Origin of the sequence: Mesorhizobium sp. M0615 (assembly GCF_040320805.1) — a bacterium.
Lineage (GTDB): Bacteria > Pseudomonadota > Alphaproteobacteria > Rhizobiales > Rhizobiaceae > Mesorhizobium.
The window spans coordinates 43928-67808 of record NZ_JAMYQI010000014.1 but is presented as its reverse complement, the minus strand read 5'-3'; the positions used below and the strand labels follow the sequence as shown (position 1 = coordinate 67808).

20 protein-coding genes are annotated in these 23881 nt (G+C 63.9%); 10 read left to right on the top strand and 10 right to left on the bottom strand.

Annotated features, from left to right (window positions below; all coding sequences use genetic code 11):
- The first annotated feature begins 114 nt into the window (after positions 1-114).
- Positions 115-831, top strand: coding sequence for a hypothetical protein (locus tag NKI46_RS23915; RefSeq protein WP_352624647.1), 717 nt, complete (start codon positions 115-117; stop codon positions 829-831).
- Positions 832-1004: 173 nt separating this feature from the next.
- On the opposite strand, the gene dksA is transcribed toward NKI46_RS23915, so the two are convergent.
- Positions 1005-1421 carry an RNA polymerase-binding protein DksA gene (gene dksA, locus NKI46_RS23910; protein WP_023673491.1) on the bottom strand — a complete coding sequence of 139 codons (417 nt, stop codon included), beginning with the start codon at positions 1419-1421 and terminating at the stop codon, positions 1005-1007.
- 255 nt (positions 1422-1676) lie between these two features.
- On the opposite strand from dksA, the gene NKI46_RS23905 reads away from it, so the two are divergent.
- The 4 genes from NKI46_RS23905 (at position 1677) to NKI46_RS23890 (ending at position 5437) form a co-directional block, all read left to right on the top strand.
- On the top strand, positions 1677-2180 hold the full coding sequence (locus NKI46_RS23905) for a SixA phosphatase family protein (protein WP_023739994.1): 504 nt from the start codon (positions 1677-1679) through the stop codon (positions 2178-2180).
- A gap of 86 nt (positions 2181-2266) precedes the next feature.
- A complete protein-coding gene (locus NKI46_RS23900; RefSeq protein WP_023739995.1) occupies positions 2267-3745 on the top strand; it encodes a YcjX family GTP-binding protein in 1479 nt (492 codons plus the stop codon).
- Positions 3742-4806: a YcjF family protein gene (locus NKI46_RS23895; RefSeq protein WP_352748186.1), complete on the top strand. Its 1065-nt coding sequence runs from the start codon at positions 3742-3744 to the stop codon at positions 4804-4806. Before NKI46_RS23900 ends, NKI46_RS23895 begins: the two co-directional genes overlap by 4 nt.
- Positions 4807-4888: 82 nt before the next feature.
- Positions 4889-5437: a hypothetical protein gene (locus NKI46_RS23890; protein ID WP_352748183.1), complete on the top strand. Its 549-nt coding sequence runs from the start codon at positions 4889-4891 to the stop codon at positions 5435-5437.
- Between the two features lie 342 nt (positions 5438-5779).
- Here NKI46_RS23890 and NKI46_RS23885 read toward each other — a convergent pair whose 3' ends face one another.
- From NKI46_RS23885 to NKI46_RS23875, 3 genes are all read right to left on the bottom strand, one after another.
- On the bottom strand, positions 5780-6046 hold the full coding sequence (locus tag NKI46_RS23885; protein WP_023673496.1) for a hypothetical protein: 267 nt from the start codon (positions 6044-6046) through the stop codon (positions 5780-5782).
- A gap of 183 nt (positions 6047-6229) precedes the next feature.
- Positions 6230-7438, bottom strand: a complete 1209-nt coding sequence (locus NKI46_RS23880; RefSeq protein ID WP_023688655.1) for an MFS transporter — start codon at positions 7436-7438, stop codon at positions 6230-6232.
- 60 nt (positions 7439-7498) lie between these two features.
- Positions 7499-8488 (bottom strand): AraC family transcriptional regulator, encoded by a 990-nt coding sequence (locus NKI46_RS23875; RefSeq protein WP_023688656.1) that lies wholly within the window; start codon positions 8486-8488, stop codon positions 7499-7501.
- 160 nt (positions 8489-8648) lie between these two features.
- On the opposite strand from NKI46_RS23875, the gene NKI46_RS23870 reads away from it, so the two are divergent.
- Together NKI46_RS23870 and NKI46_RS23865 are read left to right on the top strand one after the other, a co-directional pair.
- Complete coding sequence (locus tag NKI46_RS23870) at positions 8649-10496, top strand: monovalent cation:proton antiporter-2 (CPA2) family protein (RefSeq protein ID WP_023715853.1); 1848 nt, start codon at positions 8649-8651, stop codon at positions 10494-10496.
- The gene (locus tag NKI46_RS23865) at positions 10496-11044 is read left to right on the top strand and encodes a DUF924 family protein (RefSeq protein ID WP_352748181.1); all 549 of its coding nucleotides are present in this window, start codon (positions 10496-10498) and stop codon (positions 11042-11044) included. The genes NKI46_RS23870 and NKI46_RS23865 overlap by 1 nt, the downstream gene beginning before the upstream one ends.
- Here the strand turns inward: NKI46_RS23865 and folK are convergent.
- The 3 genes from folK to folP are packed head-to-tail and all read right to left on the bottom strand — an operon-like array spanning position 11041 to position 12800.
- On the bottom strand, positions 11041-11559 hold the full coding sequence (gene folK, locus NKI46_RS23860) for a 2-amino-4-hydroxy-6-hydroxymethyldihydropteridine diphosphokinase (protein WP_023715855.1): 519 nt from the start codon (positions 11557-11559) through the stop codon (positions 11041-11043). The two genes, NKI46_RS23865 and folK, sit on opposite strands and share 4 nt — an antisense overlap.
- Positions 11543-11902 (bottom strand): dihydroneopterin aldolase, encoded by a 360-nt coding sequence (gene folB, locus NKI46_RS23855; RefSeq protein ID WP_023673502.1) that lies wholly within the window; start codon positions 11900-11902, stop codon positions 11543-11545. Before folB ends, folK begins: the two co-directional genes overlap by 17 nt.
- A 52-nt stretch (positions 11903-11954) precedes the next feature.
- Positions 11955-12800, bottom strand: a complete 846-nt coding sequence (gene folP / locus NKI46_RS23850) for a dihydropteroate synthase (protein WP_352748178.1) — start codon at positions 12798-12800, stop codon at positions 11955-11957.
- Positions 12801-12948: 148 nt separating this feature from the next.
- Between folP and NKI46_RS23845 the strand changes: the two genes are divergently transcribed.
- Positions 12949-13569: a DUF922 domain-containing Zn-dependent protease gene (locus tag NKI46_RS23845; protein WP_031196576.1), complete on the top strand. Its 621-nt coding sequence runs from the start codon at positions 12949-12951 to the stop codon at positions 13567-13569.
- 233 nt (positions 13570-13802) lie between these two features.
- Positions 13803-15287: an MDR family MFS transporter gene (locus NKI46_RS23840; protein WP_352649992.1), complete on the top strand. Its 1485-nt coding sequence runs from the start codon at positions 13803-13805 to the stop codon at positions 15285-15287.
- Between the two features lie 20 nt (positions 15288-15307).
- Here the strand turns inward: NKI46_RS23840 and NKI46_RS23835 are convergent, their stop codons facing one another.
- The 3 genes from NKI46_RS23835 to NKI46_RS23825 all read right to left on the bottom strand — a co-directional run bounded on the left by NKI46_RS23835 (position 15308) and on the right by NKI46_RS23825 (position 17260).
- Positions 15308-16339 (bottom strand): NAD(P)/FAD-dependent oxidoreductase, encoded by a 1032-nt coding sequence (locus tag NKI46_RS23835; protein ID WP_023673506.1) that lies wholly within the window; start codon positions 16337-16339, stop codon positions 15308-15310.
- A gap of 104 nt (positions 16340-16443) precedes the next feature.
- Positions 16444-16764 carry a 2Fe-2S iron-sulfur cluster-binding protein gene (locus tag NKI46_RS23830; RefSeq protein ID WP_023707481.1) on the bottom strand — a complete coding sequence of 107 codons (321 nt, stop codon included), beginning with the start codon at positions 16762-16764 and terminating at the stop codon, positions 16444-16446.
- A gap of 157 nt (positions 16765-16921) precedes the next feature.
- Positions 16922-17260, bottom strand: coding sequence for an Hpt domain-containing protein (locus tag NKI46_RS23825; protein ID WP_023706163.1), 339 nt, complete (start codon positions 17258-17260; stop codon positions 16922-16924).
- 313 nt (positions 17261-17573) lie between these two features.
- On the opposite strand from NKI46_RS23825, the gene NKI46_RS23820 reads away from it, so the two are divergent.
- Positions 17574-23783 (top strand): kinesin, encoded by a 6210-nt coding sequence (locus tag NKI46_RS23820; protein ID WP_352748175.1) that lies wholly within the window; start codon positions 17574-17576, stop codon positions 23781-23783.
- Positions 23784-23881: the final 98 nt, after the last annotated feature.

Sequence of the window (23881 nt, the reverse complement as noted above, 5' to 3'; positions counted from 1 at the left end):
GTAAAAATGACGCGTCGGTGTTTTCAAGCTGTTCACGAAGCGTGAAGGCAACTTGCGGTGGCTGGCCGCAACGGTCTAGTGTCCCTCCACTTCAAAAGCCGATTGGGGGCACCGATGCAGTGGCTGGATAATGTGGCGGGTCCCGGATATGCCGCAGCGCTGCTGTGGACGTTTGCTGCCCTTGTCCTGCTGGTCATCGTGCTCATCATCATCAGGCTGATCCGCAACCTGACCTTCGGCACCTTCGTTGCCGGCGGGAGGAACCGCAAGACACGGCTGGCGGTCATGGACGCCACGGCGGTCGACAGCCACCGCCGGCTGGTGCTCATCCGTCGCGACGACATCGAACACCTGCTTTTGATCGGCGGCCCAACCGACGTTGTCGTCGAGCGCGATATCAGGCTTGCAGCGCCACGCCGTCCGGCATTGACCGGCGATGGCGGTGTTGGCCAGCAGCAACAGGCGCCGCGTCCGCGCGCACCACAACCCGCTCCCGCCGCGCCCGCAAGGCAGGCGCCGCCGCCGCAACCGGTAAGGGCTGCTCCGGCCGCCGTTCCGCCGCGCCAGGCCGCGCCGGCGCCGAAACCGGCTCAAATCTACCAGGCGACCAATGTGACACCGCTGCCGGCCTATGGCTCCGCCGCCAATACTGCCCGGCAGGCCCCGCCCCCGAAGCATGAGTCCATCGACGATACCCTGATGCGGGAGCTCGAGGTCTCGCTCGACGATTCGCACCCCAAACCGGCAAGCAAGCCGGCTGCGAAGGCACCGCAGTCTCTCGACGACGAGATGACCAAGCTGCTCGGCGAACTCGCCAGCCAGAAACGATAAAGCCCGGCGAACCGTCACATCTTGCCGCTTCCCGATCGGAACGGCGCTTAAAGCGCGTCGTCCGTTTCAGCGCGACGCTTTAACTTCGTGCGATTAAACCCTTCGGCCAAAAACAGAAATGGCCGGGAAACCCGGCCATTTCTGATGAAACAGTCCTGCCTGACGGCAGCGGCTCAATCGTCGCGATAGACCTTCTCGCGGCGTTCGTGGCGCTCCTGCGCTTCGATCGACAAGGTCGCGATCGGACGCGCGTCGAGACGCTTCAGCGCGATCGGCTCGCCGGTTTCCTCGCAATAGCCGTAAGTGCCTTCATCGATGCGCTGCAGCGCCGAATCGATCTTTGAAATGAGCTTGCGCTGGCGGTCGCGGGCGCGAAGCTCGATGGCGCGGTCGGTTTCCGAGGAAGCGCGATCGGCGAGATCGGGATGGTTGGCGTTTTCCTGCTGCAGGATTTCGAGGGTTTCGCGCGCTTCGCGCAGTATGTCGGTCTTCCAGGTGACGAGCTTCAGGCGAAAGTAGGATTTCTGCCGTTCGTTCATGAACGGCTCGTCTTCGGAGGGTACGTAATTGGCTGTAACGATATCGTTCATTCGACTCACCCAACAACCCCAAATTTGGCGCCTATATATTCGCGCAGAGAAGGCTGCACAAGCGTAATCCGCGCGCGTTTCACGCAATTGTTAATGCCCGCGCGGGCGATCCGTAGCAAAGCCTTCCATAGCAAGGGCGCGGGCGAATTCGCACATGATTCGTTGCGCTTGGGCGGCGCGGCCCATTGTGCCTCAGGCCTTTCTCGTGGCTAATCCAGTTGTGTCATTGGTGGGCAGCACACCATTGGGGGTCCGGTGAGCAGACTGTATCTGTTGAGGCATGCGAAGGCTGGCTGGGCCCTGCCCGGCGTGCGCGACTTCGATCGCCCGCTCGACGCATCCGGCATTGCCGATGCCGAAATGATGGGGACGGCGATGCGTGCCCGCAACTACATCCCCGATATCACGCTATGCTCCAACGCCAAGCGGGCGCGCCAGACGCTGGAAGGCATCGCCGCCCACACCGATACCGGCCGGGTGCTGTTCTTCGACACGCTCTACACCGAGGATGCCGCCGGCTACCTCGCCATCATCCGCAGCAATGGCGGGCCGGGCTCGCTGCTCGTCATCGGCCACAATCCGATGACGGAAGACCTTGCCATGGCGGTCTCGGGCGACGGCGACGAGGCTGCTCGGGCCATCATGAACCATGGTTTCCCGACCTCCGGCCTTGCGGTCGTGCGCTTCAGCGGCAACCTTGCGGAAGCCTCGCAAGGCGCCGGCTACCTCGAAGCCTTCCTGACGCCCGTCGATCTCTGAGCCGAGCCGGCCGAGACCGGGCGCCATTTCAAACTTGAACCGCAAAGCCTATATCGGGCGCAGGAGCACGCCTGAGAGAACAGATTTTGGCATCATCGCTGACCACTTTCACCGACGAAGCGAGAATTGCCCTGGATACGCTGTCGGGGCGTGCGAGCGGGCTTTTTTCGCCGTCGCTTCGGCTGGGCGTCACCGGCCTGTCCCGGGCCGGCAAGACGGTGTTCATCTCGGCTCTCGTCCACAATCTCATCCATGGCGGGCGCCTGCCGCTGTTCGAGGCGCAGAAGTCGGGACGGATCGCTCGCGCCTTCCTCGAGGAACAGCCGGACGATGCCGTGCCGCGTTTTCAGTACGAGGACCATATCTCCGCCCTGGTCAACGACCGCATCTGGCCGGACTCGACGCGCGCCATTTCGGAACTCAGGCTCACCATCGAATATGAGTCTGCCTCCGGTTGGAACCGGATGTTTTCCAGCGGCCGATTGTCGGTCGACATCGTCGACTACCCCGGCGAATGGCTGCTCGACCTGCCGCTGCTCGGCAAATCCTTCGCCGATTTTTCGCGCGAGGCGTTCGAGATGGCGATGCTGCCGGTGCGGGCCGACGTGTCGCAGGACTGGCGGACGCTGTCGGCGACCATCGACCCCAATGCCGATGCCGACGAGATGACGGCGCGACGCCTCGCCGAGAGCTTTGCCGCCTACCTCAAGGCCTGCAAGCTCGACCAGCGGGCGCTTTCGACCTTGCCGCCCGGCCGTTTCCTGATGCCTGGCGACCTCGAGGGATCGCCGGCGCTGACCTTCGCGCCCTTGCTGCTCAAGGGTGAGAAACGGCCGCGCTCCGGCTCGCTGCAAGCGATGATGGAGCGCCGCTACGAGGCCTACAAGACGCATGTGGTGAAACCGTTCTTCCGCGAACACATCACCCGCCTCGACCGCCAGATCGTGGTGATCGACGCCATGCAGGCGCTGAACGCCGGCCCTGGCGCGATGGCCGACCTGGAACGCGCGGTGACCGAAATCCTCTCCTGTTTCCGTCCTGGCCGAGGCAATTTCCTCACCGACCTGTTTTCACGCCGCATCGACCGCATCCTGGTTGCCGCGACCAAGGCCGACCATTTGCATCACGAAAGCCATGACCGGCTGCAGGCAATCGTGCGGCGGCTTGCCGACCGCGCCGTGGCGCGGGCAAATTTCACCGGTGCCGATGTCGACGTGGTCGCCATGGCGGCGGTGCGCGCGACGCGCGAAGGCACGGTCAAGCAAGGCCGCGACACCCTGCCGGTGATCATCGGCACGCCGCTGAAAGGCGAGAAGATCAACGACGAAACCTTCGATGGCAAAACCGAAACCGCGATATTTCCGGGGGACTTGCCGGAAAAAATTGATGAGGTTTTCGACGTTTCCGAATCTGACCATCGGCAGAGCAGCGACGATCCGGCGATCCGTTTCGTGCGCTTTCGCCCGCCAAAGCTCGAACGCACCGCCGAAGGCGTCACGCTGTCGCTGCCGCATATCAGGCTCGACCGCGCCTTGCAGTTCCTGATCGGAGACCATCTGGCATGACCGCGCCCCGCAGACCGGCAGCTTTCCGCATCGAGCCGGAGGCCGGACCGAAGCAGGAAACGCGCCGCCCCCATGCCGAGCCGCCGCGCAAGCCGCGCGCCGTCGTCGTGCCGGCCGAGATCGATGTCTTCGACGAACCCGACATTGTCGCCGCCGAACCGCCGCCGGCGACCGCACCGCGCAGGCGCTCGCTGTTTTCCAGCCTGTTTTTCGGCGCGGCCGGCGTGCTGGTTTCGCTCGCCGTCGGCCTGTGGACCGACCAGCTCATCCGCGACCTGTTCGAGCGCGCAGAGTGGCTGGGTTGGCTGGCAGCGGCAATGGCCGCAATTGTCGTGTTGGCGCTCGCGGTCGTGCTGGTGCAGGAATTCCTGGCTATTGCCCGGCTGGCCGAGGTCGAAAAACTGCAAAAGCGGGCGCTCGATGCCGTGGCGCGCGACGATCCGAAGGCTGCAAGGGCCGTCGTCGAAGAGCTTTCGGCCTTTGTCGCTGCGAAACCCGAAACCGCGGCCGGCAGGCGCTCCCTGGCCGAATTGCGCGGCGAGATCATCGACGGCGGCAATCTGGTGCGACTGGCCGAGGCCGAGATTCTCGGGCCGCTCGATGCGAGAGCCAAGGTGATGATCCTCGAAGCAGCCAAACGCGTGTCGCTGGTCACCGCCGTCAGCCCCCGCGCACTCGTAGACGTTGCCTATGTCGTGTTCGAGGCCGGGCGCCTGATCCGCCGCTTGTCCGAACTCTACGGCGGCAGGCCGGGCACGCTGGGCTTTTTCCGGCTGGCGCGCAGCGTTCTTGCCCATCTGGCGGTGACCGGCTCGATCGCCGTCGGCGACAGCTTCGTCCAGCAGATCGTCGGCCATGGGCTTGCCGCCCGACTGTCGGCGAAACTCGGCGAAGGCGTGGTAAACGGCATGATGACGGCGCGTATCGGCATCGCTGCCATGGAGACGGCGCGGCCCCTGCCCTTCATTGCCGGCAGGCGGCCGGGTATGGGCGATTTCCTGTCGGCGCTGACCTCGTTTGCGGCCAAAAAAGAGAATGAAGCACCCGCCTCGAGCAAGTAAACGCCCTCTCGCGGTCACCAAGCATTAACCAATCTTGTTCATGGTCGTCCAACAACAGCCTCCTTGTTGCCGGGTGTCGTCTATGAAAAGCGTAATCTTGTCCTGCGTCCTGCCCCTGGTCGCGCTTGCAGCACCTCTGGGCCCGACCGGGAAAGCCTTTGCAGCGGAGCCCGACAAGCAGTTCTTCCGCACCGTTGAAGGCAAATGGGTCGGCCCAGGCGAAATCATCGCCGGCAAATACAAGGGCACGAAGTTCACCTGCAGCTTCGACGGCTCGACGCCGGACAACAGGACCGGCATGACGCTCGATGGCGACTGCCGCGTCGGTGTCTTCACCCAGAAAATGTCGGCGACCGTCGAGCGCAAGGGCCGCGACTACAAGGGCAGTTTCATGGGCGGCGCCGCGGGGTCGGGCCTGGACATCATCGGCGGCAACGTGGTCGATGCCCGCAAAGTCGTCTTCACCATCAACCGCAACCAGCTGCGCGGCGTGATGCAGGCCCGCATTCCCGACGACAATTCGATGACGGTGACCATCGCCGTGCGCGTCGACCAGCAGCTGGTGCCGGTCATCGGTATGAGCCTCAAGCGCGTCGATGCCGTCGAAGTTGGCTCCATCGCCAAAAACTGACTCTCAAGCGGTTCCCCCAAAAAGCGCGGAACGGGGTTGCACTGCGCGATAGCTGAGCGATTCCGCTCAGCTCGATGTCGGGAAATGACAGGCCACCTTGCGGCCGGGTTGGCGCTCCTCAAGCACGGGCCGCTCGGTGCGGCACCTTTCTGCCGCGATCGGACATGTGGCGCGCAACCGACGATGTCAGCGTCTCCGACGGCCCAAGCCACAGCAAGGCCAACGTGTCAGGGTCCTGTGCGTGCCGGCGGTCCTCCGTGTCAGCGCGATGCGCTTTAAGAACACCAGCAAAAAGGCGGCGGCTACTCGAGCCACCGCCTTCCTCAATTTCCGAACGAAGAATCAGCCCTTGATGGCGGCCGTCAGCTCGTCATAGGCCTTGCAGGCGTCGGCCGGCGTGGTGGCGCCCTGATATTTTGTCGTCACCGCCTGCACCTTAGCGGTCAGGTCGGCGGCCTTCGTCGGATCCTTGGTGATCGCTTCCTGCAGCGCGGCGGTCATTTCCTGCGCCTTCTTGGCCGCGATTTCCTGCGTGCATTCAGGCGCCTTCGAACAGGCCGATGCGGCAAGCATGGCGACACCCACGCCGACGAGCAAAAACTTCTTCATGTCAGTCATTCTCCTCACGAAGGCAGAACTTGATCGTCGCTGCCTTCCAACGGCCGAAGCCTGGCGTCCCATAGCCGCCGATTGCGGCAAAACGCAACGTGTGCGGCGCATGAACTTGTGCAGCGCTGCTGCAACGGCGCGGACGGCCTGATTGAGGCCGCCCGTGTCAGACGAAGCAAGGTTTCAGCCACGAGGCTGCAGCAGCGCCAGTGCGGCCGTCGCCGCGGCAAGGACGGCGGTTAGGGTCAAAGGCCCAGTAGCGCCATAGGTGTCCACGACATAACCGCCGACAACCGCGCCGACGGTGATGGCAACCTGGAAGGAAGTGACCATCAGGCTGCCTGCTGCTTCCAGCGCATCAGGCGCCGCGCGGGACATATTGGTCGGCAGCACCACCGGCGCCATGCCGAAGGCGAAGCCCCACAGCGTAACAAAGCCGAAGGCAACGCCGGTTTGCGCGCCCCAAAGCACCAAAGCGAGTGCCGCAAACGCCATCAACGCGGCGGTAACTGCGAGGGCCATGTGGATGTTGGTGTCGGCCAGGCGGCCACCGGCAATATTGCCGATCACAGCGGCGATGCCGAACCCGAGCAGCGCCAGGGCAATCGGCCCGGTTGTGAGGAGCGTCACCTGTTCGAGGAACGGGCGCACATAGACCGAGCCGGCAAAATGCCCGGTCATCAGCAGAACAATGGCAAGCATGCCGAGTTGGATGCCACGCCGCCGTGTCAGCCGAAAGACGTCTGCAAGGCTGTTGCTTGCCGCCGCAGGCAAGGTCGGCAGGCTGAGAAGCTGCAGCAGCATGGCAAGCGCGGCCAGCCCCGCCGTCATGGCCATGGCGCTGCGCCATCCCAGCCAGTCACTGATCAACGCACCCATCGACGGCGCGGCAATGGTGGCGAGCGAGACGCCGAGGGTCACGATCGCCATGCCGCGACCTGTCGCATTGGCGCCAACCAGCCGCGCCACGACGGCAACGGAAAGTGCCCAGAAAGCGCTAAGAGCGATCCCCAACCCGGCCCGGCCCAGCAACAGCAGCCAGAAATTGGGCGCCAGCGCCGCAAGAATATTGGAACCGACCGCCAGGGCCATGAGGCCAACCAGCACCGCCTTGCGGTTCAATCGACCGATGAGAACATTGCTCAACATGGCCGTCACGGCGCCAACGGAAGCGGTGGCGGTGACGACCTGTCCGGCCGTTCCCTCGCTGATGCCGAGATCGCGCGCCATCGGCGTCAACAGACCTGCCGGCAAGAATTCGGCAGACACCAGGGCAAAGCTGGTGGCCGCCAATGAAAGGACCGCGAACCAGGTGGCCGCGCTCCACGCGGCTGGTGCATCGGCATCAAGGCCAATGGCGGCGTCTTCAAGCTGTAATGTTGTGTCAGTCACGGGAAGATCTCCACAGTTTGGAGATCTTAGATAGGCGAGTCCGCCCGGATGTTATGTACCTTAAAATCCGAAATTCATATCCATTCGTCCGGGAATTGTGCGGCGCACAACGCCTGGCGAGACATTGGTGATGCGCTTGAACGCGCGGGCGAAGGACGCCTCGGAATCATAGCCCAAACGGGTAGCGACTTCGGCAACAGACAAGCCGTTTTGGCCCAGCAATTCGCGGGCAAGCTGCATGCGCAGGCGGGCGAGATAATGTGCGGCGCCCTCCCCCAATACCGCGCTGAAGCGCTCGGCGAAAATCGAACGCGATTGGCCTGCCACGCCGGCCAGGCTTCCCAGCGTCCAGCTGTGGCCGGGGTCGCGATGCATGGCCGCCAGAGCGCGCCCTATATGGGGGTCGCGGATGGCTGCAAGCCAACCGATGGTCGAGGCGCCGTTGCAATTGACCCAGCAGCGTATGAGCCTGGCTGTCAGCAAATCCGCCATACGCGACAGGATGGTGGCGCTGCCCATCTGCGGTTGCGCGGCCTCCACCGTCATGGCCGCCAGCAAAGGGCCGACCATCGGGTCATTGCCGGCCACGTCGCAACCCTTGATGAGAGGCGGCATCAACGTGATCAACGGATTGAGCGCATAGGAGCCGAGAGACATGGAGCCGCAGAAAAGGGTGCTTGTCGCGCCCGTTCCCTGCCGTATCACTTCGCAAACGTTGCCGCCCAACTTGATCACCTGGCAGCCCTCGAGCGAATCGCCCACCACGTCCGGCGCACTCGCCAGCCGATGGGCGATGCCTTGCGGCAGCAGCACCAGATCGCCATCGCGCAACTCCTGCCAGCCTTGCGCTTCGGTGTGAATCCAGCATGGACCCTGGCCGACAAAGTGAAAACGAAGCAGTTGTTGTTGCGGAAAGTCTATGCTCCATGGGTGCCGGAGTTCGCAGCGGCCATAGTTGACGCCACTCAAGCGAAAGTCTTGCAGAACTTCGCTGAGCGCATCCATCGGGATATGTGGCAGCGGCGACGGCCGGGACGAATAATCAGGCATTTGCCAGATATAGATACCGGCCGTCCGACAGGCAAGCGCAGACTGTTCTTCCACGGGGGAATCGCTGCCACGGCACCCTACCCATTCTGGCAGGCTTCCCGCCCTTGCCTCCCGCTCCCAGTGCATGCAAGGAGTGCTGTCGGACACAGGGACATGAGGCATGGCAGCGGAAGCATCGGGCAGCGATCTCATTCAGGTGGTGGCGCTGCTTGCCGCAGGCGTCGTCGCCGTTCCGATCTTCAAACGCATGGGGCTGGGCTCGATCCTCGGCTATCTCGCCGCGGGCGTGGTCATCGGCCCGTTCGGTATTGGCATTTTTTCCGAATCGGAAGCCATCCTGCATGTCGCCGAACTCGGCGTGGTCATGTTCCTGTTCATCATCGGGCTGGAGATGCAGCCGTCGCGGCTATGGGGCCTGCGCCGCGAGATTTTCGGCCTCGGCGCGCTGCAGGTCGGCGTCTGCGCATTGCTGCTTACCGGTGTTGGTCTCGCCGGCGGCTTTCCGATCGCGCAATCCTTCGTTGCCGGCGCCGGCTTCGTCCTGACCTCGACGGCGATCGTCATGCAGCTTCTCGAAGAGCGTGGCGAGATGGCCAGCCCCAAGGGCCAGCGCATCGTGTCCATCCTGCTGCTCGAGGATCTGGCAATCGTGCCGCTTCTGGCGCTGGTCGCCTTCCTGGCGCCGGGCGGCGCCGAGATGACCCTGCAGCAGAGGCTGGCCGAAATCGGCATCGGTCTTGGCGCCATCGTCGGGCTGGTGGTGGCCGGCCGCTATCTGCTCAACCCGTTCTTCCGCATCCTGGCCGACGCCAAGGCGCGCGAAGTCATGACGGCGGCAGCACTTCTGGTCGTGCTGGGGTCGGCGCTGGTTATGCAGCTTTCCGGCCTCTCGATGGCGATGGGCGCCTTCCTGGCCGGCGTGCTGTTGTCGGAATCGACCTTCCGCCACCAGCTGGAGGCCGACGTCGAGCCATTCCGCGGCATCCTGCTTGGCCTGTTCTTCCTCGCCGTCGGCATGTCGCTCGACCTGCATGTGGTGGCCGACAACTGGCGGCTGATCGCCGTCTATGTCGTCGCCTACATGGCGATGAATGCGCTCGGCATCTATCTCGTCGCCCGCATGCTGAAGAGCGGTCATCGTGAAGCGCTGGAACGCGCCGTGATCATGGCGCAAGGCGGCGAATTCGCCTTCGTCCTCTATTCGGCCGCGGCGGCGGTTGGCATCATCGACAGCCGGGCCAACGCAACGCTGACCGCTATCATCATCATCTCCATGGTGCTGACGCCGCTGGCCATCATTGCGCTCAAATATTTGACGCCGCGCGACGAGCAGTCGCTTGAAGGCGTCGACATCGCCGACGGCCTTACCGGCAGCGTGCTGGTCATCGGCTTCGGCCGTTTCGGCCAGATCGCGAGCCAGCCGCTTTTGTTGCGCGGCATCGATGTGTCGATCATCGACAATGATGTCGAAATGATACAGGCGGCCGCCGATTTCGGCTTCAAGGTCTACTATGGCGACGGCACGCGGCTCGACATTCTGCGCGCCGCAGGTGCAGGCCGCGCGCGCGCCGTGCTGATCTGCGTCGACAAGCCGGACGCCACGGTGCGCATGGCGGAACTGATCAAGGCGGAGTTCCCGTTGCTGACTGTCCTGGCGCGTGCCTTCGATCGCGGCACCGCCCTGTCGCTCATCCGCGCCGGGGTCGACTTCCAGCTGCGCGAGACCTTCGAATCGGCCCTCGTCTTCGGCGGTTCCGCGCTCGAGGTTTTGGGCGTCGAGCCGGAAGATGTCGCCGATGTCATCGAGGATGTGCGACGGCGCGACAATGCCCGACTGGAGACGCAGCTGGCCGAAGGCGTCCGCGCCGGGCAACGTTTCCTCAGGGGCAATACCGGCACGCCGATCCCGACGCCGCTGACGCAACCGCGCCGGCCCGGCCAGGCGCTGAACGAAGAGACGGCCGGCGTGCTGCACAAGCCCGAGCCCGCCGATCAGGGGGAAAGCTGATGACCGCATCGGATGAGCGCGCGCTCGCCGTCACCAAATTCTGGCGCGAGGCCGGCGAAGACGCGTGGTTCGAGAAGAACGACGTCTTCGACGCGGATTTCCGCAGCAGGTTTCTCGACCTGCACTTTGCCGCCGCGCGGCGCGAGTGCGACGCATGGTCGGAGCATGCCGAGGGTTCGCTGGCGCTGATGATCCTGCTCGACCAGTTTCCGCGCAACTGCTTTCGCGGCTCAGGCCATATGTACGCCACCGATCCGCTGGCAAGGCATTTTGCCGCCAAGGCAATCGCCGCCGGCCATGACCTTTCGCTGGAAGAAAACCTGCGCGTCTTCCTGTACCTGCCCTACGAACATTCGGAACTGCCCGCCGACCAGGACAGATCGGTCGAGCTCACCACCGCCAGGGCGCCGGAGTATGTGAAATACGCCATCGAGCATCGCGACATCGTCGAGCGTTTCGGCCGCTTTCCGCACAGGAACAAGATGCTTGGCCGCGAGACGTCGGCGGACGAACAGGCATTTCTCGATGGCGGCGGCTTCTCCGGTTAACCCAGCCACCAATCGCGGCCGGAAGCCAGCCGCTCTATGCCTGACGTATCGACGGCGCTGAGCCGCTCGTTGACGCTCCTGCCGCCCACCGCCAGATCCGGCGCGATCTCTGCCAAGGGCGCCAGAACGAAGGCGCGCTCCAGCATCCGGGGATGCGGCACCTCCAGCCCGGTTTCGTGGATGATGCGGTCGCCGAACACCAATATGTCGATGTCGATCAGGCGCGGCCCCCAGCGCTCCTCGCGCACCCGCTTCAGCTTGCGCTCGGCCTCGAGGCAGAGGTCGAGCAGCGCCCTTGGCGCCAGCGCGGTCGAGATTTCGGCAGCGGCGTTGAGGAAATCCGGCTGGTCGAGCTTGCCCCAGGGCGGCGTGCGATAGAGCGAGGAGACGGCGATTACACGCGTGTTCTCGTCGGCGTCCAGCAGGCGCAGCGCCGTGGCCATCGAGGCCGAGGGATCGCCGAGATTACCGCCAAGGCTGAGATAGACCGTGTTATTGCTACTCTGGCCAGACAACGGTCACCTCGACGTAATCGAGCACGCCGGGCACCGGTGCGTTGGGCTTGCGCACGGTGATCTCGGCCTTCCTGATCTGCGGAAACCGTGAAGTCAGCGCCTTCGCTACTTCGAGCGCCAGCGCCTCGATCAGGAAACGGCGATGTCCAGTGACGATCTTTTCAATCACCGTGAAGGCGATGCCGTAATTGACGGTGTCCTCGATGGAATCATCCTCCAGTGGGCGGCTGGGCTCGACCGTCAACTCGGCATCGACATAAAAACGCTGGCCAAGCGCCTCTTCCTCATCCAGCACGCCGTGCCGGGCAAAGAAGGCGCAGTTCTTCATGCGGATGACGTACATTTCTTAGTGTCCTGGCATTTCTAGTGTCCTGGCATTTCTTGGTGTCCTGGGCTCAGCGTCCTGGCTTTTCACGCGCCAGCATAGCATCGGCGACCGCCAGTGCGTCCACGTTGATTGCGACATCGTGGACGCGAAACAGATCGGCGCCCTTCAGCCTCAGAATGACACTGGTGGCTGCCGTCCCGGCGGCGCGCGCGCCGGCTTCGCGGCCGGTGACGGTGCCGATGAAGCGTTTTCTGGAGGTGCCGGCCATCAAGGGAAAACCGAGCGCCTTAAGCTCGGAAAACCGCGCCATCAGGTCGAGGTTTTCCTCAGCCGTCTCCTTGGCGAAGCCGAAGCCGGCATCGAGTACGATATGATCGTCCGCAACGCCGCTGCGCCTGGCGACTTCCAGCGAAGCCTTGAGGAACAAAAACTGGTCGGCGATGACGTCGGGCAGTTTTTGCCGCTCGCGCCCGGTATGCATGATGACCAGTCCGGCGCCGGTTTCAGCGGCGACGCGGGCGATGCCGGGTTCACGCTGCAAGCCCCAGACATCGTTGACGATATGCGCACCGGCGGCGACGGCGAGGCGCGCGGTTTCCTCGCGATAGGTGTCGACCGACATCAGGGCTTCGCCTGAACCGGCAAGTGCTGCGATCACCGGCAGGATGCGGGCCTGCTCTTCTTCAGGCGCTACGGGAGAGGCGCCGGGGCGTGTCGATTCCCCGCCGATATCGATGACGGCGGCCCCCTCTTCGACCATGCGGTGCGCCTGAACCACCGCCCGATCATGTGTGATGAACAGCCCGCCGTCGGAAAAACTGTCCGGCGTGACGTTGAGAATGCCGACCACAATAGCTTGCTCGCCAAGGTCGAGATGGCGCCCATGCGCCAGTTGCCATCGCCTTGTCGTCATTGTCCTTCAACCATGTGTCTCATTGGCATGTGGCTCATTGGCATGTGGCTCATCGAGCGCTTGCAATCCATCAACGATGCGTGATCGGTGGAAGATCAATTCCGTTGCGCCGGCAACGGCCGTAAAGCAAGGTGAGTGAAGAGGCAACATGATGAAACGACCCCTGCTCTGCGCCATGATGCTGGCTTTGACCGCTCTGCCGGCGAATGCTGCCAATCTGGTGAAGACTTACAGCTATTTTGCCATCGGCGGCAGCACGCTCGATGACATCGAGACGCAATTGTCGAAGCATGGACCCGAGGTGAAAAGCACCGGGATGCGGCATCCAGGCGCCACCCAGATGGCGTTCACCACCCGCATCAGCTACGCGCAAACCGCAGACACCTGCCGCATCGCCAAGGCCGCCGTTACCGTCAAGGTCAAGGTCATCCTTCCGGAGTGGCGCAGGCCGCGCAAGGCCGATCCCGATGTCAGGCTGTTCTGGGACACGCTGTCGGCCGACATCAAGCGCCATGAGGAGCGTCATGTCGAGATCGCCAAGAACCACGGCCGTCTGCTCGAAGACGCGCTGAACGCGAGCTTTGCGCAAAAGACCTGCGCCGGGGCAAAGGCGAAGGCGGCGCAGATCACCGCGGCCGAACTCGCCAGGCATGACCAGGACCAATTGCGCTTCGACCGCGTGGAAGGCGTGAATTTCGAAAGCCGCATCCTGCGGCTGCTGCGCTACCGCATGCAGCGCGTCGAGAACGGCCAGCTTCCGCCCGGCTGAAATACGGACTGATACCAAGCCAATTCTGCCGAAACATGAGGCCAGCCCCAGAAAATTTTCGGGCATAGGTCGAAATCGGCCTATACGGGACGACATATGTCAGGCTCGCAAGATATGTCAGGCTGGCAAGGCGCGACCTTCGAAACACCAGATCAAGACCAATTGAGGCGGCGCGTAGCGGAGCGGCCATTTGGCGCCGCGCAATCGCTCTCAAACTTTATGGATGAACTGACATGGACCAAGCTGTCGACAAGCCGGCTAGGCTGCCTCCCGCCGCGCCGCTGACGGAAAGCGAGAAGAACGTCATCATCGCCGGCATCCTTTTGTCGATGCTGCTGGCGGCGCTCGACCAGACAATCGTCGCGCCGGCCATGCCGACCATCGGCCGTTCGCTCGGCCATGCCGACTACCTGCCGTGGATCGTGACCGGCTATCTCCTGACGGCGACCGCCATGGCGCCGCTCTACGGCAAGATTTCCGACGTCTATGGCCGCCGGCCGACCGTCTATGCGGCGATCCTGATCTTCCTTCTGGGATCGCTGGTCAGCGCCATGGCCCCCAACATGTTCGTGCTGGTCATCGGCCGGGCGATCCAGGGTGCGGGCGGCGGCGGCCTGTTCGCCCTGGCGCAGATCGTCATCGGCGACCTGGTGCCGCCGCGCGAACGCGCGCGTTATGCCGCCTGGATTTCGGGCACCTGGGCGGTCGCCAGCATCGCCGGGCCTTTGCTCGGCGGCGGATTTGCCGAACATCTGCATTGGTCGCTGATCTTCTGGATCAATATCCCGCTCGGCATCTTGGCCATGGCCATCATCAACAAGCCGCTGCGCAAACTGCCGGTCGCCGCAAAGCGGCATCGCATCGACGCGCCGGGCGCGCTGCTTCTGGTGGTGGCGACGGCATTGCTGCTTTTGGCCCTCAACTGGGGCGGCAGCGCCTATCCATGGGCCTCGCGCGAGATCGTCGGCCTGCTCGCCTGTTCGGCGGTCTTCTGGGGTGCGTTCGCGCTCAGGCTGATGCGTGCGGCCGAGCCGCTGATTTCGCTTGAAGTGCTGAGCAATCCGATCGTGCTTGCCGGCACGGCGTCGATGTTCCTGCTGCAGGCCGCCAATATCGGCCTGTCGGTGTACCTGCCGGTCTATCTGCAGTCGATCATCGGCCTGTCGGTCAGCCAGTCGGGCCTTGCCATGCTCGGCCTGCTGCTCGGAACGGTCGCCGGCGCGACCTTCAGCGGCCGCACGATACCGCGCTTCTTCCACTACAAGCGTATAGCCATGGTCGGCGTTCTCTTCGCCATTATCTGCCTTGGCGTGCTCAGCCTGGTCGCCGGCCGCGCCTCGCTGCTGGTGGTCGAGCTCTTGACCATCTGCATCGGCCTTGGAAGCGGCACCACCTTCCCGGTCGCCACCGTATCGGTGCAGAACGCCGTCGACCGCGCGCATCTCGGTGTTGCCACCGGCGTGCTGACCTTCCTGCGTTCGCTGGGCAGTGCGCTCGGCGTCGCCATGCTCGGCGCCGTCGCGCTCGGCTATGGCCTGCCGCTTGCCGGCGAAGGCGCGCCGGCTGCCGGACAGATCGTCTCGGCGACGCCCTTCATGATGATCTTCCTTGCCGCGGCGGTCACGCTCGTGCTGGCGCTGATCACGTTGGCTCTGATGCCGGAGAAGTCACTGCGCGGCCGCGACGACGCCGAGGCGCCGGTCGTTCTGGTGGAGTGATCCGGAAAGCCCTGTAGGACCTACTCCACGACGCCGAGCTTCTTCTGCAGGCTGGTCGACGACGTCGTGTACTGGAAGACGATGCGCTCACCGGGGCTGATGATGCGCTTGGCGGCCTGCGCCATCAGCGCCACCTCGTGAAAACCCGACAGGATCAGCTTCAGCTTGCCTGGGTACCAGTTGATATCGCCGACGGCAAAGATGCCTGGCACCGAGGTCTGGAATTTCTCGGTATCGACCGGAATGAGGTTCTCATGAAGGTTGAGCCCCCATTCGGCGATTGGTCCCAGCTTCATGGTCAGGCCGAAGAATGGCAGCATGCGCGTGCACGGCACCTCGATGTCGCCGTCAGGCCCGCCCTTGATGGTAGCAGAGGCCAGCTCGCCGTCGGCGCCGGTCAGGCCGCTCACCTGGCCGACCCGGAACTCCAGCTGCTTCATCTCCTGCATGGCATACATCTTGTTGACGCTGTCGGGCGCCGCCCTGAATTCCGCGCGCCGGTGGACCAGTGTCACGCTTTTTGCCACCGGCTGCAGGTTCAGCGTCCAGTCGAGTGCGGAATCGCCGCCGCCGACGATGACGAGGTCGTGGCCGCGGAATTCCTCCATACGGCGCACCGAATAGAAGACGCTCCTGCCCTCATAGGCCTCGATGCCGGGAATGGGCGGCCGTTTGGGCTGGAACGAGCCGCCACCGGCGGCGATCACCACCACCTTGGCTTCGAACACCTCGTTCTCGTCGGTGGTGACCCGAAAAGAGCCGTCGTCCAGCTTTTCCAGGCTGGAGACCATGCGGTTGAAGGTAAAATCCGGCTTGAACGGGTGAATCTGCTCCAGCAGTCTGTCGACCAGCCCTTGCGCCGAGATCGAGGGCCAGCCTGGAATGTCGTAGATCGGCTTTTCCGGATAGAGTTCGGCGCATTGGCCGCCCGGCCGGTCGAGGATGTCGATCAGATGGCACTTCATGTCGAAGAGGCCGAGTTCGAACACCGCGAACAGGCCGACCGGCCCCGCCCCGACGATGAGTGCGTCCGTCTTGATTACATCGGTCATGCCAGGCGAGCCTCATTGTCAGACTGGGGCGAAACTGGCGCGAGACTGCATGAGCATTGGCCCGCTGCCAAGCGGCGGCGGGAAAAATCAGATGGTACGGGAGATCAACCCTGGCGAGCCGGCACGCGCACGACCAGGCCGTCAAGCGCGTCGCGCACCTTGATCTGGCAGGACAGCCGCGAGTTCGGCTGGACGTCATAGGCGAAGTCCAGCATGTCCTCTTCCATCGCCTCCGGCTCGCCGACCTCGGCCGTCCAGGCTTCGTCGACATAGACATGGCAGGTCGCGCAGGCGCAGGCGCCGCCGCATTCTGCCTCGATGCCCGGCACCGCGTTGCGGATCGCATTCTCCATGACGGTCGAGCCGTTTTCGGCCTCGACATCGAAAGGAGTGCCGTCATGGGCAATGAAGGTCAGCTTGGTCATTTGTCACCTGAAGGGAGTCCCAGCCGAGATAATCACTCCGCCGGACAAGTCAACTGCCGCGCGAAAGCGCCGCTTTGTGACGTTTTTTCGGAAAGCTGGCCAAAGCACGCCCTGGCCCCGTCGATTCATCCCGGTGGCCGCTGCCGAGCGGCAGCCATTACCGGCTGATGGCGGCGATGAAATCGCGCACTTCCTCGATCAGGGCGCCGAGGCGCTTGAGGATGCGCGCATCTTCCGGCTGCTGTTCGATCGAGGTGGCGCAGTCGGCGATGGCAAAGGCGCCGACCCCGCGCGCCGAACCTTTCAGCCCATGCGCCAGAAGCAGTCGCTCCCTGACGTCGGCATCCACTATTCTGTCGCGGACGGAAAGCGCCTGCTGTACGAACAGTGCCAATACCTCCTGTTCGAGGGCGCGATCGCCCATTGTCTGACGGGCCAGGTGGGCCAGATCCACTGGGCGCGAACGGGCCGGTCCCGACGCATCGCCGCCCGGCATTGAGAAGGCAATGCCGCTTTCACCGCGTACCAATTTGAAACTCCTTGTGCCGATCGCCGAAAAAACTAGGCGATTTCCGTCGCCAACGCGTTAATGAATGGGCTGGAAAATTGTTGCCGCTGAGGCGGTTAGATCACGTTGTCGTTAACCTTATATTTAAAGTTTTACGTATCTCGCGGAATGCATGTTTTCTTTACCCCTGTGTGTCATTACGATACGAAGGTCCATTTTCAGCCTCCTGCGTGGGATAAGACGAGCCAGAATCAGGCAAAAATAAGAAGTCCCTCGGCAGCTAGTACAGGGTAGCGAAGGCATGGCGAAGAAACCAACGACGACCAGAACTCTCGACAGCGACGTAGCCAGGGAACTCGAAAAGGCACTAGACCTCGATCTCAGCGGAGACGGCAGCGGCGATCTCGATATCGCGGCGTCGATGGAAGATCTGGAAGCGCAGATATCGCAGGCCGCGGACGAACTGGCGCGCGAAGGCCGCCCCCAGAAGCCCGCCCCCGCTCAAAACGCGCCCATCCAACAAAACCAGAGTGCGAAGCCGGCAGCCAAGCCCGCCGAGCTGCGCCCGGTCGAATCGCGCAACAGCGCTCAGCCAGCCGGCTTCAAGCCGGCAAACGATGACCGCCAAAAAGATTACAAGACGCTGCTGCACAGCCTCAACCGGCGCGCGTCTAGCACGATCTATTGGGTCGTGGCGTTCGTGTCGCTGGCCTGGATCGCCGGCGCCGGCGGCCTTGCCAATTTGCTGTTTGGCCCCAGCATCTGGAAAATTCGTACATTCGATCAAATCCTGGCCCGCCCTGAACTGATCGGCCTGGCGATCGCGGCAATCATACCGGTCGTCCTGTTTTGGGCCTTCGCGGCGATGATCCGGCGCGCGCAGGAAATGCGCATTGCCGCGCAGTCGATGACGGAAGTGGCTTTCCGTCTGGCGGAGCCGGAAAACCTCGCCCAGGATCGCGTGATGATGATCGGCCAGGCCGTTCGCCGTGAAGTGGCGGCGATGGGCGAAGGCATCGAGCGCACGCTGGCGCGCGCCGTCGAACTCGAAACGCTGGTCCACAGCGAGGTCAACCAGATCGAACGCTCCTATTCGGAGAATGAATCGCGCATCCGGTCGTTGGTCGACGGGCTGGGCAGCGAGCGCGAAGCCGTCGTCACTCATGCCGAGCGCGTGCGCGCCTCGATCACCGGCGCGCATGAAACGCTGAAGGACGAGATCGGCGCGGCCTCCGACATTATTCGCGACTCTATCCTCAACGCGTCGACCAAGCTGTCGATGACGATCACGAATTCCGGCGACACGCTGATCGACCGCATCAATGAAAGCTCGATGTCGATCTTCGATTCCGTCGAAACCCGGCTGGATTCAATCACCGACAGGCTGTCGACATCGGGCGAAGCCTTTGCTTCGCTGCTCGACACCCGCATCGCCAAGCTGACGGACACCACAGACGGCCTGACCCGGTCGCTGACCGACCTGCTCGACGACCGCACCACCGGTATGGTGTCGCTGCTCGGCGGCGCCGCCCGCACCCTGAGCTCGGAATTCGAGTCCAGCCTGAACGGCATCGAGCGGACGCTGGCCGAGCGCGGCCAGGCGCTGATCAGCGAATTTCAGACCCGCGCCGAAGCACTCGATACCGGCACGCAGAAGCTCAACGCCGCGCTCGAGGCGCGCGCCCGCCAGATCAACGAAACGCTGGTCGAGCGCGCCCGCGAGATCGCCCACACCTTTGCCGAGAGCAAGGATCATTTGTCGGCCATGATCGATCAGGGCAAGACCCAGATCGGCGCCGACATGGCCGACATCGTCTCGTCGACCTCGTCGATGCTCGAAGCCCGCGCCAGCGATTTCGCCGGCCGGATGGAAGCCGCCCGCCATGTCGTGTCGCGCTCATTCGACACCGACATCCAGCGTCTTGCCGATGCCCGTGTCGGCATCGAGGACGCCGTCGAAAACCACAGCCGCAAGCTGTCCGAAAGCCGCGAACGCATGGCGGCTGCCATGCAGGCGGACCTGGCGAAGTTCGCCGAGGGCCGCGCCGGCATCGATGCGGCCGTAACCAACCAGGTGCAGAAGCTGGCCGAAGGCCGCAACCTAATCTCGCGCGCCCTGGAAGAGGATCTACGCAAGGTCAACGAGTCGCGCGCCGCCATCGACGCGTCGCTGGGCAGCCATCTCGAGCGGCTTGAAGAAGGCCGCAACCGGCTCAACCAGGCATTGCATGAAGACTCCGGAAAACTGGTGCAAGCCCGTACGATCATTGACGAAATGGTCGCCGGACATGTCGGTAAACTGGCCGAAGGCCGCAACATTCTGTCGCGCGCCCTGGAAGCCGATCTCGGCAAGCTCGCCGACAGCCGCGCCTCCATTGACGGGCTGGTCGCCGGCCAGGTTGAAAAGATCGCCGAAGGCCGCGCCATCCTGACCAAGGCGCTCGAAAACGACATTATCGGCATCAAGGGCGTGATCGAGAACCACTCGGCGAAACTGGCCGAGGATCGCACCGAACTCAGCAAGGCGCTGGAGAACGACCTGTCCGGCATCAGAGTCCTGCTCTCCGACCATTCGAGCCGGCTTGCCGACGATCGTGGCCTGTTGTCACAGACGCTCGAGGCCGACCTCGCCAAGCTCGCCGAGAGCCGGTCGAGCATCGACGGGCTGGTCGCCGGCCAGGTCGAGAAGCTGGCCGAGGGGCGCGATATCCTCAAGCGCGCGCTCGAAGCCGACCTCAACACCATCAAGGGTGCCATCGCGGGTCATTCCGACAAGGTGGCGGAAGAGCGCGGTCAGCTTTCCAGGGCATTGGAGGCCGACCTGCAAAATGTGAACAGCCTGATCGCCGACCACTCGAACCGGCTTGTCCAGGATCGTTCGACGCTATCCCAGGCGCTTAAGGATGACCTTCAGAATGTTAACAGCCTGATCACCGACCACTCGAGCCGGCTTGTCCAGGATCGTTCGACGCTATCCCAGGCGCTTCAGGACGATCTGCACAATGTCAGCGGCATCATGGCCGATCATCAAAACAGGCTCGTCCAGGACCGTTCGGCGCTCTCAAAGGCACTGGAAGACGACATCGCCAAACTGGCGGAGAGCCGCTCCAGCATCGATGGGCTGGTCGCCGGACAGGTCGAGAAGCTCGCCGAGGGCCGCGACATCCTCACACGGGCGCTCGAAGCCGATCTCAATGCGATCAGGAGCGCCATTGCCGACCAGTCGCAGAAGCTGAGCGAAAACCGTGGCGAGTTCGCACGGGTGCTGGAAGCGGATTTGGAAAATGTCAACAGCCTGATCGAGGGTCACAGCGACAAGCTCGTCCGGGATCGCGCGACGCTGTCGAAGGCTCTCGAGGACGACCTCGCCAAGCTGGCCGAGAGCCGGTCGAGCATCGACGGACTGGTCGCAGGCCAGGTCGAGAAGCTGGCCGAGGGGCGAGACATCCTGAAACGTGCGCTGGAAGCCGACCTGCAGAAGCTGTCGGCAAGCCGCGGTGAGGTTGACGACATCATCGCCGGCCATGTCGGCAAGCTGGCCGAAGGCCGCAACATGTTGACCCAGGCGCTGGAAGACGATCTGGCAAAGCTCGCCGACATTCGTAAGGATGTCGACCGCTCGCTGTCGGGCCATATCGACCAGATTGCCGGCAGAAGCACCGATATCTCGGCGGCAATCGCTGCCGATGTCGAGAAGATCGAGCAGGCCTTCAGCAAGCAGACCGGCATCATCGAAGAGCGCGCCGGAACCATGGAGCGCGCGTTGTCGGTGGGTGTCGACAATGTCCGCAGCGTGCTTGAAAAGAGCGCCGTCTTCGTTGCCGGCGCGCTCCGTGAGAAGGTGATGGAAGTCACCAGCGCGCTGCACGAACAGGCCGGTGCTGCCTTCAGTGATGCCGACCGCAAGATCGCCGAGCGTGCCGAGCAGACCTCGGCCGCCCTTTTGGCCCGGGCCGAGGACATCGCCCGGACCTTCGAGGACGCGGATCGCCGTCTGCACGCCCGTGCCGAGGACACATCGAGCGCCCTGCTTGCTCGCGCCGAGGATACGACGAATGCCTTGCTTGCTCGCGCCGAAGACACGACGAGCGTGCTGCTTGCCCGGCATGACGAGACGTCGAACTCGCTGCTCGCCCGCGCCGAAGAAACGGCCGGACGGCTGGCTGCCCGCGCCGGCGAGATCGCCGGCACGTTCGACGCCGCCGACCAGAAGCTGGTCGCCCGCGCGGTCGAGACGGCGCAGTCGCTGGCCGACCGCGCCGGCGACATCCTGCGTAACTTCGAGGGTGCCGACCAGCGGCTGAGCATGCGCATCGGCGAATCCGCCGAAGCGCTGGCCGCCCGCGCCTCGGACCTTGGCCGCATCTTCGACGCCGCCGACCAACAGCTGATCTCGCGCATCGCCGAGGGTTCGGACGCGCTGTCAGCCCGCGCCACCGAGATCAGCCGCATCTTCGACGAGGCCGATCACCGCCTGGTGTCGCGCATCGCCGACTCCACTTCGACGATCGGCGAGCATGCCGACAACATCGTCGGCGCCTTCGCCAGCACCGAGCAGCGTGTTGCCGAACGTGCACGCCAGACCGGCCAGGAACTTGCCGTCCACGCCCGCGAGATGGAGCAGGCTCTTGCCGGCGCCGATGAGCGGCTGGCCGCGAGCGTTGCGTCCGCAGCTTCGCGCGTCGAGGAACAGGTCGCCAACGTCGAGAACCGCCTTCTTTATACGACGGAGACGATGGGCCAGAAGCTCAACGAGCAGGTTTCCAGCGCAGAAGCTCAGCTGATCTCGCGCGCCAACACGATTGCGGAGACTTTTACCGCGGTCGGCCAGCACATCGGCCAAAGCACCAACGACGCTGCCAAGACAATCGGCACCAATACCCGCGAGCTCAACACGATGCTGGCGGCGCGTTCGGCCGAGATGGCGAAGATCCTGGACGAAACCGCGCGGCCGCTGGTCGAGCGCTTCGCCCAGGGCGGCTCGGAACTGCAAAAGAGCATGGAAGAGGTCACCGAACGCGCGACCGAGAAGCTGCGCAGCGAAAATGCCGCCCTCGTCAACGCGCTCGCCAGCCGCACCGCCGAAACGCTGTCGGCCGTCGAAGGCGCGCGCTCGTCGCTCGCCGATAGCGTCGCCGACCTCATCGGCCGCATGAGCGTCTCCAGCTCGCAGCTTGGTGAGCTGATCGAACAGGCGGCGATCAACCTCGGCCAGGTTGACGAACGTCTGAGCGGCAGCACGCAAAGCTTCGCGGCAACCACCGAAAAGGCCGCGCAGACCTTCGCCAGCTCGGCACGCCTGGTCGATTCGAACACGACGCGGCTTACCGAACTGTCGTCGTCGACCCTGCGCGAAGTGGCCTCGATCGCCACCAAGTTCGACGAGCACAGCCGCTTGCTGTCCTCGGCTTCGGATCTGTTGAGCTCGGCGCAGAGCAATCTGGAGCACACGCTTGAGCGGCAATCGTCGCTCGAAGATCTCGCCGTCGGCCTGGTCAAGAAGTCGGAAGACCTCGAGAAGGTGATGCGTTCGTTCGAAAACCTTGTCGGCCAGACGATGCAGAATGCCGAAGGCAAGACGCTGGCATCAGCCGACAAGATCCGCATCGCCATAACGGAAGTGGTCGATTCGGCAACCAGCCGGTTCGCCGATGCGACCGAGGAGATGCGGCGCACCGCAAGCTCGATCAAGAGCGAGCTCGACCTCACCCGCGCCGAGCTCAAGAAGGGCGTCATCGAGATGCCGGAAGAGGCCAAGGAATCGACCTCGGCGATCCGCCGTGCCGTTGCCGAGCAGATCAACGCGCTCAAGGAACTTTCGGACATCGTTGCGAAATCGGGACGCGGCGGCGACAATGCCGAACCGCGCGCCCTGCGCCCGGCGCCGCAGGCGCCAGTGCAGCGCCCGGCCGAGCCGGTACGCCGCCCGCCGCCGGCGCCACAGCCGGAGCGCCCTGCTCCGCAGGCGCCGCTCGGCGGCCTGCGTGGCACGCTCGATATCGAACGCCCTGCCGAAGCACCGCGCCAGCGCGACGCCAACGCCCGCACGCCGCAAGGCGGGTGGGTGCGCGATCTCCTGACCGGGGCATCGCGCGAGGAGGAAGTCGCCAGGCCGGCAGCGCCCGCGGAAGCACCGCGCGCAACTCCCGCCCAGCGCTCGCCGCTGCATGTCATGGAGTCGCTCAACTCGCTCTCGGTCGATATCGCCCGGGCGATCGACCACGACGCCTCGATCGAGCTGTGGAACCGCTACCGGCGCGGCGAGCGTGACGTGTTCACGCGCCGCCTCTACACGCTCAAGGGCCAGCAGACCTTTGACGAAATCCGCCGCAAATATCAGGCAGAGGCGGAGTTCCGCGCCGCTGTCGACCGCTACTGCGACGATTTCGAGAAGCTGCTCAAGGACGTCTCGCGCAACGACCGCGACAACATCATGGCGCAGACCTACCTGACGTCGGACACCGGCAAGGTCTACACCATGCTGGCCCATGCGAGCGGCCGTTTGCACTGATTGAGGCGACACCACAGACACAGAAAAGGCGGGAAGTTCCCGCCTTTTCTGTGTGCAAAATGTCGGTCTGCGCTGCCCTTTATCCGCCTGCGGCACCT

What these genes read in the sequence shown, in the direction of transcription:
- NKI46_RS23915 (WP_352624647.1), top strand. Translation starts at nt 115, where the DNA reads ATGCAGTGGCTGGATAATGTGGCGGGTCCCGGATATGCCGCAGCGCTG.
- dksA (WP_023673491.1), bottom strand. Translation starts at nt 1,421, where the DNA reads ATGAACGATATCGTTACAGCCAATTACGTACCCTCCGAAGACGAGCCG.
- NKI46_RS23895 (WP_352748186.1), top strand. Translation starts at nt 3,742, where the DNA reads ATGACCGCGCCCCGCAGACCGGCAGCTTTCCGCATCGAGCCGGAGGCC.
- NKI46_RS23890 (WP_352748183.1), top strand. Translation starts at nt 4,889, where the DNA reads ATGAAAAGCGTAATCTTGTCCTGCGTCCTGCCCCTGGTCGCGCTTGCA.
- NKI46_RS23885 (WP_023673496.1), bottom strand. Translation starts at nt 6,046, where the DNA reads ATGAAGAAGTTTTTGCTCGTCGGCGTGGGTGTCGCCATGCTTGCCGCA.
- NKI46_RS23875 (WP_023688656.1), bottom strand. Translation starts at nt 8,488, where the DNA reads ATGCCTGATTATTCGTCCCGGCCGTCGCCGCTGCCACATATCCCGATG.
- NKI46_RS23870 (WP_023715853.1), top strand. Translation starts at nt 8,649, where the DNA reads ATGGCAGCGGAAGCATCGGGCAGCGATCTCATTCAGGTGGTGGCGCTG.
- NKI46_RS23865 (WP_352748181.1), top strand. Translation starts at nt 10,496, where the DNA reads ATGACCGCATCGGATGAGCGCGCGCTCGCCGTCACCAAATTCTGGCGC.
- folB (WP_023673502.1), bottom strand. Translation starts at nt 11,902, where the DNA reads ATGTACGTCATCCGCATGAAGAACTGCGCCTTCTTTGCCCGGCACGGC.
- folP (WP_352748178.1), bottom strand. Translation starts at nt 12,800, where the DNA reads ATGACGACAAGGCGATGGCAACTGGCGCATGGGCGCCATCTCGACCTT.
- NKI46_RS23845 (WP_031196576.1), top strand. Translation starts at nt 12,949, where the DNA reads ATGATGAAACGACCCCTGCTCTGCGCCATGATGCTGGCTTTGACCGCT.
- NKI46_RS23840 (WP_352649992.1), top strand. Translation starts at nt 13,803, where the DNA reads ATGGACCAAGCTGTCGACAAGCCGGCTAGGCTGCCTCCCGCCGCGCCG.
- NKI46_RS23835 (WP_023673506.1), bottom strand. Translation starts at nt 16,339, where the DNA reads ATGACCGATGTAATCAAGACGGACGCACTCATCGTCGGGGCGGGGCCG.
- NKI46_RS23830 (WP_023707481.1), bottom strand. Translation starts at nt 16,764, where the DNA reads ATGACCAAGCTGACCTTCATTGCCCATGACGGCACTCCTTTCGATGTC.
- NKI46_RS23825 (WP_023706163.1), bottom strand. Translation starts at nt 17,260, where the DNA reads ATGCCGGGCGGCGATGCGTCGGGACCGGCCCGTTCGCGCCCAGTGGAT.
- NKI46_RS23820 (WP_352748175.1), top strand. Translation starts at nt 17,574, where the DNA reads ATGGCGAAGAAACCAACGACGACCAGAACTCTCGACAGCGACGTAGCC.